This is a genomic window from Streptomyces sp. NPDC043176 (assembly GCF_056436715.1).
In genome coordinates, this window is record NZ_JBWKCA010000011.1 from 14,174 (window position 1) to 27,819 (window position 13,646).

The window sequence follows — 13,646 nt, forward strand, 5'->3', positions numbered from 1 at the left end:
CCCGCGACCGCGGCCGGGCTTCCCCTTCGAGGGGGAGCCCGGCCGTTCTGTCACCCGGATGGCCCAGCGGGAGGCTTCCCTGATGGCGGAGGGTGATCGAGTGCGCGCAAATGGTAATCAAGTGTGCGCTTCTTGCACATCACGAGAAAGCCAGTGGGCGCCCCCCCGGGGTGTCCACGAACGGAGCCTGTGACATGACCCCCCACCCCCTCCCGCACCTTCGTCCCGCGGACGACGACATGGAACCCGACGGCATAGAACCGACCGCGGAGCCCCGCCCGGGTCCGTCCCGCGAGCCGGTCGTCTCCTCGCCCCCGACGCTCGACGCGCCTCCCCTCCCCGACCGGCCGACGGCGTCCCCGGCGGAGCTGAAGCCCCCGGCCGGGACGGCGTCCTCCGTTGCACCGGCGTCCTCCGCCGTACCGACGTCCCCCGTCGCGGCGGCGGCTCCGCCCGTGACCGGGTCGCCTTCCACCCCGAGGACGCAGGCCGCCGGAAGCGGGTCCGAGGCCCCCGGGGCCACTGCCCCGGAGGTCCCGGAGGCCTCGCAGGCCCCGGAGGCCCCGGAGGTCTCGCAGGTCCCGGAGGCCCCGCAGCCCAGGCCCGACGACGAGACGTCGGCCCACGAGGAGTTCGGCGACGAAGCGGTCCACACGCTCCTGCGGACCGCGGCGACCGAGCGGCCGGTGGAGGAGGTCGCCGCCCTGGTGGCCCGCCTCCAGGAGACCGGCGAGCTCACCAGCCCCGCCGACGTGGCGCTCCGCGCGGCGGCCGTCACCCGTCCGCTGGACGAGGTGCGCCAACTGCTCGCGCTGCTGAACGCGTCCGGATACGACCTCCACGAGGCCGAGACCGCCCTGCGTGCCGCGGCGGTGGGCCGGCCGGTCGAGGACGTGGTCCGGCTCGTCGGCATCCTCGGCGCCGACGGCGGCGACCGGCGGTCCACCGCGGGCGGGGACACCGGGGCGAAGCCGAACGCCGCACCCGGGAAGCAGGGCCCCGCGCGCGTCGGTGGGGCGGCCGCCCCGGCCGTGACCGCCGCGGCCGCCCCGAGGAAGCGCGGCCGGGGCGCCGCCGAGGGGCGGAAGTCCCCCCTGGACGGCGCGCTGGCGGCGGGCCCCGGCAGCCATCTCGCCACTCCGGCGCTGAGGTCGGTGCTGCGCTGGCCCGCCGCGCTCGCGCTGTTCGCCTGCGGCCTGTTCCATCTGCCGACCGATCTCGCGGGCCTGCGCTCGGGCGGCGACGCGCAGGTGTTCTCCGTGGTCGTCACGGTGCTCTGCCTGGCGTGCGCGGTGTGGCTCGCGGTCAGGGACACCCTGATCGCCTGGGCCGCCGCCGCGGGTGCCGCCGTCTTCGTCATCGCGGTCCACGGAGTCGCGGGCGCGCGCACCGTCGAACTGCTGGGCGACAGCCTCGGCACCACGTTCGCCTGGGCGAAGGCGCTGGCGCTCCTGAGTGCGGTGGGCATCGTCTGCCTGGCCGCCTCGGCCCTGGTGCGCCACGCGAAGGCGTCCGGCGCGACGGACGGCGCCTGACGGCGCCCGGCGCTCCCGGCGCACCGGAGAGCGAGGACGAAGATCCGCCCCCGTCCGGGCAGCTCCCCGCTGCCCGGGCGGGGGCGTCGTCGTGTTCCCGGCACCTCCCCACCCCTTGCCTGATGGATCGTCAGGTACGAGCATGGGCCCTGCTCGTTTAATTGACGATCCGTCAGATCGGGGCCGTGTGCCCGGGCTCAAGGGGGTTTCCGTGGTGATCTACGGGATGCAGCTGCCGGTCCAGTCGCAGAGCGTGATCTACGCCGAGCCCTGGGAGGCGGGCGCCGGCCCGGCGGACCTCCTGGCCGTCGCGCGGGCCGCCGAGGCCCACGGGTTCGACTACCTCGCGAGCTGCGACCACGTCGCCATCCCCCGGCGGCTCGCCGGGGCGATGAGCACCGTCTGGTACGACCCGGTGGCCACGCTCTCCTTCCTCGCCGCCGCCACCGAGCGGGTCCGGCTCCTCGCGCACGTGGCCGTCGTCGGGCTGCGCCACCCGCTCGTGACGGCCAAGGCGTACGCGACGGTCGACCACCTCTCCGGCGGCCGGCTGGTCCTGGGGGTGGGCGCCGGGCACGTACAGGAGGAGTTCGAGGCGCTCGGGGTGGACTTCGCGCGCCGGGGGGCGGTGCTCGACGAGACCCTCGACGCGCTGCGGGCGGCGCTCGGGCCGGAGGAGTACCCCGAGCACCTGGGGGAGCGGTTCGCCTTCAAGGACCTCGGGCAGCTGCCCCGGCCCGCGCAGCAGAGGGTGCCGCTCTGGGTGGGCGGCTCCTCGCCGGCCGCCGTGCGCAGGGCGGCGCTCAAGGGGGACGGGTGGCTGCCGCAGGGCGACCCGCGGGAGAAGCTCGCCGCGCAGATCCAGCGGCTGCTGCGGATCCGCGCGGAGGCCGGGATCGCGGAGCCGGTCACCGTCGGCGCGATCACCGAGCCGCTCTACGTCGGCGCCCCCGGCTGGGAGGTCGGCCGGCGCACCCTGAGCGGCCGGCCGGAGGAGCTCGCCGCCTCCCTGCGGGCGTACGGGGAGATGGGCGTGCACCAGATCCAGGTGCGGTTCCGGTCCCGGAGCCGCGGCGAACTCATCGACCAGATGGCGGCCTTCGGCACGGAGGTCGCACCACACCTGTAAGGGGTACGGGCATGGGCAAGCTCGACGGGCGGGTCGTCCTCGTCACCGGCGCGGCGCGCGGGCAGGGCGAGCAGGAGGCGCGGCTGTTCGCCGCCGAGGGGGCGAAGGTCGTCCTCGGGGACGTCCTGGACGGCCCCGGCGAGGCACTGGCCAAGGAACTGGGGGAGGAGCGGGCGGCCTTCGTCCACCTGGACGTGACCAGCGAGGCGGAGTGGGCGGCGGCGGTGGCCGTCGCCCGGGAACGGTTCGGGAAGATCGACGGGCTCGTGAACAACGCCGGCATCCTCCGCTTCAACGAGCTGCTCTCCACGCCCCTGGAGGAGTTCCAGGCGATCGTGTCGGTCAACCAGACCGGCTGCTTCCTCGGCATCCGCACGGTCGCGCCGGAGATCGCGGCGGCCGGCGGCGGGACCATCGTCAACACCGCCTCGTACACGGGGCTCACCGGCATGGCCGGGGTCGGCGCGTACGCGGCCTCCAAGCACGCCGTCCTGGGGCTCACCCGGGTCGCGGCCCTGGAGCTGGCCGCCAAGGGGATCCGGGTGAACGCGGTCTGCCCGGGGGCGATCGACACCCCGATGAGCAACCCGGAGGGCGTGGACCCGGCGGCCACGGCCGAGCTGTACCGCAAGCTCGTGCCGCTCGGGCGGATCGGGCGTCCGGACGAGGTCGCGGCCCTGGCGCTGTTCCTGACCGGTGAGGAGTCGGCGTACATCACCGGTCAGCCGTTCGTGATCGACGGCGGCTGGCTGGCCGGCGTGAGCCTGTTCCGACAAGTCATCTGACGGTCCATCAGGTAGTGGCCCTTCGGGTATTGACCGCGCTCGCCCGGCGGTGCGACAGTCGGGCACATCAGAGATCTGACGGTTCGTCAGAAACAAGAGGACGGTGAACCCCCTTGGAATTCGGGATCTTCGTACAGGGATACGTCGGCAAGCGCGCCGAGACCGATCCCGAAGCCGAGCACAAGGCCCTCATGGAGGAGACCGAGTACGTCATCCAGGCGGACAAGTCCGGGTTCAAGTACGCCTGGGCCTCAGAGCACCACTTCCTGGAGGAGTACTCCCACCTCTCCGCCAACGACGTCTACCTCGGCTACCTCGCCCACGCCACCGAGCGCATCCACCTCGGCTCCGGCATCTTCAACCCCCTCGCCCCGGTCAACCACCCGGTGAAGGTCGCCGAGAAGGTCGCCATGCTCGACCACCTCTCCGGCGGACGCTTCGAGTTCGGCTCCGGCCGCGGCGCGGGCTCCCACGAGATCCTCGGGTTCATGCCGGGCATCACCGACATGAACCACACCAAGGAGCTGTGGGAGGAGACCATCGCCGAGTTCCCCAAGATGTGGCTCCAGGACGAGTACGTGGGCTTCCAGGGCAAGCACTGGTCGCTGCCGCCCCGCAAGGTCCTCCCCAAGCCGTACGGGAAGTCGCACCCCGCCATGTGGTACGCCGCCGGGTCCCCCTCCTCGTACGCCATGGCCGGCAGGAAGGGCCTCGGCGTCCTCGGCTTCAGCGTGCAGAAGGTCTCCGACATGGAGTGGGTCGTCGAGTCGTACAAGACGGCCGTCAAGGAGGCCAAGGCGATCGGCGACTTCGTCAACGACAACGTCATGGTCACCTCGACGGCCATCTGCGCCGAGACCCACGACAAGGCCGTCGAGATCGCCGTCGGCGGCGGCCTCAACTACCTCCAGTCGCTGCTCTTCCGCTACCACGACACCTTCCCCCGGCCCGAGGGCATCCCCGAGTGGCCCGAGCTGCTCCCCGAGTACTCCGCCGAGATCATCGAACTCCTCATCCAGGAGGAGCTGATGATCTGCGGAGACCCCTCCGAGGTCCTCGCCCAGTGCAAGCGCTGGGAGCAGGCCGGCGCCGACCAGCTCTCCTTCGGGCTCCCCATCGGGATCTCCTACGAGGACACGATGAACTCCATCAGGCTCATCGGCGAGCACGTCATCCCCAAGATCGACACCGACCCCGTCCACCGCACCACCCGCTTCCGCCAGGCCGCGGGCTCCTGACGAGGCGCACCGACAGCGCGGGGCGGTGTCTTCCCGGACCGCCGCCCCGCGCCGGCCCCGGCCGGAGGCCGTTCCGCGGCGGCCCCGGTCCGGGGCACACCCGCGTCCACGGACAGAAAGGGACCGTCATGCTCGACCACCTCATCACGGGCGCCACCGTCGTGGACGGCACCGGCGCCCCCGGCCACGTGGCCGACGTCGGCATACGCGACGGGCGGATCGTCCTCCCCGGGCCCGGCGCCACCGCCCGCACCACCGAGGACGCCACCGGCCTCGTGCTCGCGCCCGGGTTCGTCGACCCGCACACCCACTACGACGCCCAGCTGTTCTGGGACCCGTACGCCACGCCGTCGATGAACCACGGCGTGACCACGGTGGCCGGCGGGAACTGCGGCTTCACCCTGGCGCCGCTGCACCCGGACCGGCCCGAGGACGCGGACTACACCCGCCGGATGATGTCGAAGGTCGAGGGGATGGCCCTGAAGGCGCTGGAGGACGGCGTCGACTGGAGCTGGTCCTCCTTCGCCCAGTACCTCGACGCCCTGGAGGGGCGGATCGCCGTCAACGCGGGCTTCATGGTCGGCCACTGCGCCCTGCGCCGGTACGTGATGGGCGCGGACGCGGTCGGCGGGCAGCCCACGCCCGACCAGCTGGACCGGATGGTCGCGCTGCTCAAGGAGGCCATGGAGGCGGGCGCGTGGGGGCTGTCCACCACCCAGTCCTCGACCCACTCGGACGGCGACGGCGCCCCGGTCGCCTCCCGGCACGCCACGCCCGCGGAGCTCATCGCCCTGTCGAGGGCCGTCGGCGAGCACGAGGGCACGCAGCTGGAGGCGATCCTCGCGGGCTGCCTCGACCAGTTCTCCGACGACGAGATCGACCTGTTCGTGGAGATGACCGCCGCCGCCGGGCGCCCCCTCAACTGGAACGTGCTCACCATCGACGCCGCCGTCCCCGAACGCGTCCCGCGCCAGCTGACGGCGTCCGAGCGGGCCCGGAAGTCCGGCGGCCGGATCGTGGCGCTCACCATGCCGATCCTCACGCCCATGAACATGTCCCTCGGCACCTTCTGCGCCCTCAACCTCATCCCCGGCTGGGGCGAGGTCCTCGCCCTCCCGGTCCCCGAGCGGATCGCCAGGCTCCGCGACCCCGGGGTACGGGCCGGGATGCTGCTGCGCGCCGACTCCAAGGAGGCGGGCGTGTTCCGGCGGCTCGCGAACTTCGGCCGGTACGTCATCGGCGACACCTACAGCCGGGAGAACGAGGGCCTCACCGGCCGGGTCGTGCGGGACATCGCCGCCGAGCGCGGCCAGGACCCGTTCCAGTGCCTCGTCGAGATCTGCGCCAACGACGACCTCAGGACCGTCCTGTGGCCGATGCCCGGTGACAACGACCCGGCGTCCTGGGCGCTGCGCCGGGAGACCTGGGAACACGAGGACGTCATGCTCGGCGGCTCGGACGCCGGCGCGCACCTGGACCGGATGTGCGGAGCGCCGTACACGACCCGCTTCCTCGGGGACTGTCTGCGCGGCCGGAAGCTGGTCCCGCTGGAGCGCGCGGTGAAGATGCTCAGCGACGACCCGGCGCGGCTGTTCGGCCTGCGCGAGCGGGGCCGCATAGCGGAGGGCTTCCACGCCGACCTCGTCCTCTTCGACCCGGAGCGGATCGACGCGGGCCCGGCGACCCTCGTGCACGACCTGCCGGGGGACAGCCCCCGGCTCGACTCGCGCGCGGTCGGGATCGTGTCGGTGCGGGTCAACGGCGTGGAGACGGTGCGGGACGACGAGGTGACCGGCGCGGTCCCGGGCAGGGTGCTGCGCTCCGGCCGTGACACGAGGACGGTGAGCACCAGGTGAGGACCGAGGGCGTGGGGACCGGCGGCGCGGGGAACGGCGGCGCGGGGAACGGGGGCGTGAGGACCGAGAAGCTCTTCGTCGGCGGGGAGTGGGTCGAGCCCGACGGCGGCCACTACGAGGTGATCGACCCGGCATCGGAGGAGGTCGTCGGCCTCGCGCCGGAGGCGAGCCGCCGGCAGGTGTACGAGGCCGCCGCCGCGGCCCGCGAGGCCTTCGCCTCCTGGTCCCGCACGAAGCCGGAGGAGCGGGCCGCGATCCTCGACCGGGCCGCGGACCTCATGGCCAGGGACGCCGACGCGAACACGCTCCTCGCGCGCGCCGAGACCGGGGCCACCACCGGCACCGCCCGCGGCATGCAGGTCGCGGTGGGGGCGTCCCGCTTCCGGCGGTACGCGCGGGGCGCCATGGAGCCGGTCGAGCAGGCGCTGCCCCCGCAGATCAACGAGGCCGGGCCGATGGGGAGGGCCGGGGTGTTCGGCGCGGTCGCGGTGCGGCGCCCGGTCGGCGTCGTCACCTGCATCACCTCGTACAACAACCCGTGGGCCAACCCGGCCGGCAAGATCGCCCCGGCGCTCGCCATGGGCAACACGGTCGTGGTGAAGCCGGCCCCGCAGGACCCGCTCTCCGTGTACGCGATGACCCGCGCCCTGGAGGAGGCCGGGGTCCCGGCGGGGGTCGTGAACGTCGTCACCGGCTCGGCGCAGGCGGTCGGCGAGGCCGCCGTCGACTCCCCGGACGTCGACATGGTCTCCTTCACCGGCTCCACGGCCGTCGGACAGGCGATCGGCGGGGTCTGCGGCCGTTCGCTGAAGCGGCAGCTGATGGAGCTGGGCGGGAAGGGCGCCGCGCTCGTCTTCGACGACGCCGACCTGGACTCGGCCGTGATGGGCATCGGCACGACGTTCGCCTTCTACAGCGGGCAGATCTGCACGGCCCCGACACGGGTGCTGGCCCAGCGCGGGATCCACGACCGGCTGATCGAGAAGCTGACCGGGTACCTCGCCTTCATGAAGGTGGGGGACCCGGCGGAGAAGGGGACGGTCGTCGGCCCGGTGATCTCGGCGGCGCACCGCGGCCGGGTGGAGGCGTACGTCGAGCTGGGCAGGAAGGAAGGGGCGCGGGTCGTCGCGGGCGGAGAGCGCCCGGACTTCGCGAAGGGCTTCTACGTGGCCCCGACGCTGCTCGTCGACTGCACCCCCGAGATGCGGGTGGTGCGGGAGGAGATCTTCGGCCCGGTCGTCGTGGTCGTGCCCTTCGACGACGAGGAGGAGGGGATCGCGCTCGCCAACGACAGCGACTACGGACTGATCGACTACGTGTGGTCCGGCGACGTCGCCCGCGCCTTCCGCGTCGCGGCCCGGCTGCGGGCCGGAGGCGTGGGCGTGAACACCATCGGGCGGAACATGGAGGCGCCGTTCGGCGGGTTCAAGAAGAGCGGTGTCGGCCGGGACGTGGGCTCGTACGCGCTGCACGCCTACAGCGAGCTGCAGGCGGTCGTCTGGCCGGGGTGATCACCGGTCGGGGGCCGGGGGCGGCCGGGCCGGAGGCCGAAGACGGCCGGTCCGAGGGCGGGAGACGGCCGGTCCGGGGACGGGAGACGGCCGGCCCGGGGGCGCTCCCGAAAATTCTTCGGGAAAATTTAGAAACAGACATTTGGGGTACCGCTGCGGTTCCCGCATATCGGACACTCGTCGCCGGACCTACCGGTTGGTCGGTCCGGCGAGGTCGTCGATCTTTCAATCATTGGCGAGTGACCGCTTCGACCCGTTCAATGCAAGGCGATGATCGATCAAGTGAGCGGACTCTGATCCTCCGGATGTGGAAACCGCAGCATTTAACGTCGAGTTCATGACTCAGGTGGAAGCCCGGCCCCAGGCCGGAGACACGGTAAGGGACGTCGACGCCCCGAGCGGCACCCCCGGTGTGCGCACCAAGGGCCTCGGCGGAAACTCCGTCGGCCTCCTCGGCAGCGCCGTCATCGGCATCTCGACCGTCGCTCCCGTCTACTGCCTGACCTCGACCCTCGGCTCCACGGCCGGCGAGGTCGGTCTGCAGATGCCCGCCGTCTTCCTCGCGGGCTTCCTCCCGATGCTCCTCGTCGCCTTCGCGTACCGGGAGCTCAACAAGGTCATGCCCGACTGCGGCACCTCGTTCACCTGGACCGTGAAGGCCTTCGGGCCCAAGATCGGCTGGATGTGCGGCTGGGGCCTGGTCATCGCGACGATCATCGTGCTGTCCAACCTGGCCGGCGTCGCCACCTCCTACTTCTGGCTCCTGGCGGGCGAGATCACCGGCAGCGAGGCCATCGCCGCCCTGGACGACAACAAGGCCGTCCACATCGTCACCTGCCTGACGCTCATCGCCGTCGCCACCGCGATCAGCTACCGCGGCATGACCGCCACCAAGGGCCTCCAGTACACCCTCGTCGGCCTCCAGCTCGTCGTCCTCGCCGTCTTCGTGGCGATGGCCGTGTCCAAGGCCGGCTCCTTCGAGACCTCCGTCGACTTCTCCTGGTCCTGGATGAACCCCTTCGCGGTGCAGTCCTTCGCGGCCTTCACCGCCGGACTCTCGCTCTCGATCTTCATGTACTGGGGCTGGGACGCCTGCATGGCGACCAACGAGGAGACCACCGGCAGCGCGAAGACCCCCGGCCGTGCCGCGCTCATCGCGATGGTCGTGCTGGTCGGCTCGTACCTCGCCACCGGCATCGCCGCCCAGATGGTCGTCGGCTCCGGCGACCAGGGCCTCGGCCTCGCCAACCCGGAGACCTCCGACAACGTCTTCGCCGCCCTCGCAGGCCCCGTCATGGGCCCCACGCTCGGCATCCTGCTCTTCGTCGCCGTCCTCGCCTCGGCGGCCGCGAGCCTCCAGACGACCTTCATCCCGGTCGCCCGCACGGTCCTCGCGATGTCCACCTACGAGGCGCTGCCGAAGTCCTTCACCAAGGTCCACCCGGTCTTCAAGACCCCCGGCAAGGCCACCGTCGTCGCGGGCGTCGCCACCGGCGTCTTCTACACCGTGATGACCCTGGTCAGCGAGCACGTCCTGGTCGACACCATCTACGCGCTCGGCCTGATGATCTGCTTCTACTACGCGCTGACGGCCTTCGCCTGCGTCTGGTACTTCCGCGGCGAGCTCTTCCGCTCGGCCCGCGACCTCGCCTTCAAGGGCCTCCTGCCGGCCCTCGGCGGCCTCATGCTGACCGCCGTCTTCGCCAAGACCCTGTACGACATGTGGGACCCGGCCTACGGCTCCGGCTCCGCCGTCCTCGGCGTCGGCTCGGTCTTCGTGATCGGCGTCGGCCTGCTCCTCCTCGGCGTCGTCGTCATGCTGGTCATGCAGCGCAGGAGCCCGGCCTTCTTCCGCGGCGAGATCCTGACGAAGGAGACCCCCTCCCTGGTCGTCGCCGACTGACCCGCGGCCCCCGGAGAACCTGAGTCACCGCACACGCGAAGGCGGCGGGCCCGTGGGGGGTCCCGTCGCCTTCGTCTTCGCGTTCTCCGCCGTGCGCCGCCGCTCAGTGGCCGGGAAGCAGCCGCTCCACCGCCGCGTTCGCGGGCGGCAGGTCGGGGGTGCCGGCCGGCTTCGCCTTGGGGGTCAGGACGCCGCTGAGCGGCACGACGGACGGCAGGTTCATGCCGCCGGTGTCGGCGGCGGCGGTACCGGCGGCGGAGACGGCGCCGGCCGCGGCGAGACAGGACAGGGCGGCTGCGGTGAGGATCCTCTTCATGACCGCACCAACGCGGACGCCCCGGATCCGGTTACTGTCGCGCGGTGACTACCAGGACTGGCCGGCCGGCTGCCGGGTCGTCGCGTTGAACCGGTTGAAGAGGTTCGTGACCCCGAGCCACGCCACGATCTGCGCGAGCTGCTGCTCGTTGTAGTGACGCGCGGCCTCGTCCCACACCGCGTCCGGCACCGCGTCCGGACGGTCCGCGAGCCGCGTCGCGTGCTCGGCGAGAGCCAGGGCCGCCCGCTCCGCGTCCGTGAAGTACGGGGTCTCCCGCCACGCCGCCACCGCGTGCAGCCGCTCGTCGGTCTCGCCGTCCTTCTGCGCCTTCTGCGCCCCGCCCACCACGCAGAACCCGCAGTTGTTGATCTGGCTGGCGCGCAGGTGGATCAGGTCCAGGGTGCTCGCGGGAACGTCGCTGCCCGCCTGGACGGCCTTGATCATCTGGAAGATCGCGGGACCGAGGTCGGGCAGGACGACGGCGGGGTTCGGGATACGAGCGGTCATGGCGGGCTCCTTAGGATGCGTACATGATCAAGTGGTCGATGCGCCCGGCACGGGCCGATGAAGTGGAGGCCGTTGCCGAGTTGAGAGCGGTGGTGATGCGGGACGACCTGGTCAGGCTCGGCGTCTACGACGAGCAGCAGGTGCGCGGCCGACTGCGGCGGCGCTACCGGCCCGAGCACACCCGGGTGATCGAGGTGGACGGCGCCTTCGCGGGCTGCGTGGCCCTGGTCCCGAACGGCGACGGCGAAGGCCTCGGGCACGGCGACGGCGAAGGCTTCTGGCTGGAGCACTTCTACCTCGCCCCCGAGACGCAGGGCCGGGGCGTCGGGACGGCGGTGCTGCGCGAGCTGCTGGACCGGACGGACGCGGAGGGGGTCCCCGTCCGCCTCCAGTCCCTGCGGGGCAGCGCCGCCATCCGCCTCTACGAGAGGGAGGGCTTCACCGTCGAGGCGGAGACCCCGTTCGACGTGTGGATGGTGCGTGAGCCGGCCACCGCCCCCGCCGCTACGGCTGCGGGAACACGCCTGCCGGCTGCCGGACGGTGACGTTGAGCCGGTTGAACAGGTTGGTGACGCCCACCATCAGCACGATCGCGGAGAGCTGCTTCTCGTCGAAGTGATCGGCGGCGGCGTCCCACACCTCGTCCGGCACGGCGTCAGTGGCGTCGGCGAGCCGGGTCGCCGCCTCGGTGAGCGCGAGGGCCGCGCGCTCCTCGTCGGAGAAGTACGGAGCCTCGCGCCAGGCGGCGAGCGCGAACAGCTTGTCGTCGCTCACACCGTTCTTCTTGGCGCTCTTCGCACCGAAGTCGACACAGAAGCCGCAGTTGTTGATCTGGCTGGCGCGAAGGTGCACGAGCTCCAGGACGGATTCCTCGACACCGCCCTGCCGGGTGGCCTTCAGCAGGGTCTGGATCGCCGGGCCCGCGTCGGACAGGACGTAGGCGGGGTTCGTCATGCGGGCCTTGGGCTCGTGCAGCGCCATGGTGATCGCTCCTCAGCGTCTCTCGTTCGTCGCTTTCACTGCACTGACGGAGCGCTCGGCGAGGATGTGACAGCTTCCGGGACCTTTTTCCGAAGAAATTTTCCGGGAACCTGTCACGCGCCTCTGACCTGCGATGACACCACTCAGGTCGCTACGGTTTTCTGGACCTCCCCGGCCTGCGCGGCCTCCTCGGCACCCTCCGCCTCCCCGGCCTGCGCGGCTTCCTCCCCGGCCTGCGCGGTCTCCTCGGACCCTCCGGCCTCCTCCGCCTCCGCGATGAGGGCGGTGGCGATCGTGCGGAAGCCCAGCCGGCCGTAGAGCCGGGCCACGTCGGCGTCCGACGCCGTCAGGAACACGAGCTCGGCGCCCCCGGCCCGGGCGTCCGCGACCAGGGCGGCGGTGACCGCGAGGCCGAGACCGCGCCGCTGCGCCGCCGGAACGGTGCCGACGCCGACGACCTCGGAGACCGCGCCGACGGGCTGGTGCTGCCCGGCCGACAGGGCCCTTCCGGTGTCGTCGAGGGCCGCGGCGAGCCGGGTCAGCCCGCCCGTGATCCGCTCGGCGACCCGGTCTGCGGCGCCGGCCATCGGCGGCATGCCGAAGGCCGCGAAGGGGGCGGCGACGGCCGTCCCCAGGGCGGTGTCGTCCGCGCCGACCATCCGCACGGTGACCCCCGGCGGGACCGGCACGTCGAGCCCGTCGCCCTCCAGCACCATCAGCGGGTGCTCGTGCACGGTGAGCCCGCTCGCCTCCACGGCCGCCCGCAGTCCCGGCGTCGTCTCCGCCACCCACTCGAACGCCTCCGGCACCCCGAGCTCCCGCTGCCGGGCCCGTACCGCCTCCACCGCCTCGACGGCCACCTCGCCCTCGTGCCCGAGCGTCGGGCGGGCGTAGTAGGGCCAGCCGTTCCCCGCCTGGACGAAGAGGGTCAGCGGGCCGAAGTCCTCGGCGCGCGCGGAGGGACGGGTGACGGCGTCGTAGTACGACTCGATTCGCTTCAGCACCCGGACACGGTAGGGGGCCGCGCGGCGATCCGCAGGCGGATTTCGGGCCGCAGCCGGGAACCACTCCTGGCATGATCCCGTCACGAACAGCAGGCGGGGAAGACAGGACGACAGGGGAGAGAGGGGGAGTCATGAGCCGTACGAGCAACACCTGCCCGGGCTGTGGCCGCGACGACCTGGTGCAGGCCGTGCCCGCCGTGTACCTCGCGGGCCGGAACGCGGTCACCAGCCGGGAACGGAACAGCGACGGCGACATGCGCACCGTGACGCGGACGGTGAGCACCGCCCTCTCCGACGCCCTCGCACCCGTGCCCCCGCCGCCGTCGTACGCGATCGGCTGCCTCGGCTTCCTCGCCGTGTTCGTCTCCGGCGGCACCTTCCTCGGCGGCTCCCTCGCGGGCAAGTGGTTCGAGGACGGGCCCGCGCACGAGCCGCCGGAGCTGGACGGCTGGCACCTGGTGCCGCAGGAGACGGTCTCCGCACCCCCGCCCGCCTACGAGTTCCTGGGCTGGATCTCGGCGCTCGCCCTGGTCGCCGCCGTCCTCGTGTTCACGGTCGTCGCTCGGCGCAAGGCCGCGTTCGCCCGCATCACCCGCCGTCGCCACCAGGCCGAGGAGCTCTGGTCGCGCGGCTGGTACTGCCACCGCTGCGGCACCGCGCACTTCCAGGACGCCCCCGGCGAGGACCGCTCCCCGCTCACCCTCCAGCGCTTCCGCGAGAAGGTCTGGGCCCACGGCGGCTACGGCGACCTGGCGGCCGAGCGGCGCGCGGTGGACCCGGCCCGCGACTGACCCGCTCACGCAAGGGCAGATTGAAGGACGGACGGACCGCCGGACCGCCGGACAGCCGGACAGCCGGACAGCTGGCCGGACGGCCGGACG

13 protein-coding genes are annotated in these 13,646 nt (G+C 72.6%); 9 read left to right on the plus strand and 4 right to left on the minus strand.

Going from position 1 to position 13,646, the window contains the following annotated elements:
- Positions 1-194 precede the first annotated feature (194 nt).
- The 7 genes from AC067A_RS19355 (at position 195) to AC067A_RS19385 (ending at position 9,957) form a co-directional block, all read left to right on the plus strand.
- Complete coding sequence (locus AC067A_RS19355) at positions 195-1,535, plus strand: hypothetical protein (RefSeq protein ID WP_479243690.1); 1,341 nt, start codon at positions 195-197, stop codon at positions 1,533-1,535.
- Positions 1,536-1,746: 211 nt separating this feature from the next.
- Positions 1,747-2,664, plus strand: coding sequence for an LLM class F420-dependent oxidoreductase (locus tag AC067A_RS19360; RefSeq protein WP_479243691.1), 918 nt, complete (start codon positions 1,747-1,749; stop codon positions 2,662-2,664).
- An 11-nt stretch (positions 2,665-2,675) separates the two neighbouring features.
- A complete protein-coding gene (locus AC067A_RS19365) occupies positions 2,676-3,449 on the plus strand; it encodes an SDR family NAD(P)-dependent oxidoreductase (protein ID WP_479243692.1) in 774 nt (257 codons plus the stop codon).
- Between the two features lie 113 nt (positions 3,450-3,562).
- The gene (locus AC067A_RS19370; RefSeq protein ID WP_479243693.1) at positions 3,563-4,687 is read left to right on the plus strand and encodes an LLM class flavin-dependent oxidoreductase; all 1,125 of its coding nucleotides are present in this window, start codon (positions 3,563-3,565) and stop codon (positions 4,685-4,687) included.
- Between the two features lie 128 nt (positions 4,688-4,815).
- Positions 4,816-6,543, plus strand: coding sequence for an N-acyl-D-amino-acid deacylase family protein (locus tag AC067A_RS19375; RefSeq protein ID WP_479243694.1), 1,728 nt, complete (start codon positions 4,816-4,818; stop codon positions 6,541-6,543).
- A gap of 56 nt (positions 6,544-6,599) precedes the next feature.
- Positions 6,600-8,054: an aldehyde dehydrogenase family protein gene (locus AC067A_RS19380; protein ID WP_479243695.1), complete on the plus strand. Its 1,455-nt coding sequence runs from the start codon at positions 6,600-6,602 to the stop codon at positions 8,052-8,054.
- A 337-nt stretch (positions 8,055-8,391) separates the two neighbouring features.
- Positions 8,392-9,957, plus strand: coding sequence for an APC family permease (locus tag AC067A_RS19385; protein WP_479243696.1), 1,566 nt, complete (start codon positions 8,392-8,394; stop codon positions 9,955-9,957).
- A 103-nt stretch (positions 9,958-10,060) separates the two neighbouring features.
- Here AC067A_RS19385 and AC067A_RS19390 read toward each other — a convergent pair whose 3' ends face one another.
- Together AC067A_RS19390 and AC067A_RS19395 are read right to left on the minus strand one after the other, a co-directional pair.
- Complete coding sequence (locus AC067A_RS19390; RefSeq protein WP_479243697.1) at positions 10,061-10,273, minus strand: hypothetical protein; 213 nt, start codon at positions 10,271-10,273, stop codon at positions 10,061-10,063.
- A 48-nt stretch (positions 10,274-10,321) separates the two neighbouring features.
- Positions 10,322-10,780, minus strand: a complete 459-nt coding sequence (locus AC067A_RS19395; protein ID WP_479243698.1) for a carboxymuconolactone decarboxylase family protein — start codon at positions 10,778-10,780, stop codon at positions 10,322-10,324.
- 23 nt (positions 10,781-10,803) lie between these two features.
- On the opposite strand from AC067A_RS19395, the gene AC067A_RS19400 reads away from it, so the two are divergent.
- A complete protein-coding gene (locus tag AC067A_RS19400) occupies positions 10,804-11,325 on the plus strand; it encodes a GNAT family N-acetyltransferase (RefSeq protein ID WP_479243699.1) in 522 nt (173 codons plus the stop codon).
- Here AC067A_RS19400 and AC067A_RS19405 read toward each other — a convergent pair.
- Together AC067A_RS19405 and AC067A_RS19410 are read right to left on the minus strand one after the other, a co-directional pair.
- A complete protein-coding gene (locus tag AC067A_RS19405; protein ID WP_479243700.1) occupies positions 11,285-11,761 on the minus strand; it encodes a carboxymuconolactone decarboxylase family protein in 477 nt (158 codons plus the stop codon). The genes AC067A_RS19400 and AC067A_RS19405 overlap by 41 nt on opposite strands.
- Before the next feature lie 143 nt (positions 11,762-11,904).
- Positions 11,905-12,765 (minus strand): GNAT family N-acetyltransferase, encoded by an 861-nt coding sequence (locus AC067A_RS19410; RefSeq protein ID WP_479243701.1) that lies wholly within the window; start codon positions 12,763-12,765, stop codon positions 11,905-11,907.
- Positions 12,766-12,896: 131 nt separating this feature from the next.
- On the opposite strand from AC067A_RS19410, the gene AC067A_RS19415 reads away from it, so the two are divergent.
- Positions 12,897-13,556 carry a hypothetical protein gene (locus tag AC067A_RS19415; RefSeq protein ID WP_479243702.1) on the plus strand — a complete coding sequence of 220 codons (660 nt, stop codon included), beginning with the start codon at positions 12,897-12,899 and terminating at the stop codon, positions 13,554-13,556.
- The last annotated feature ends 90 nt before the right edge of the window (positions 13,557-13,646 follow it).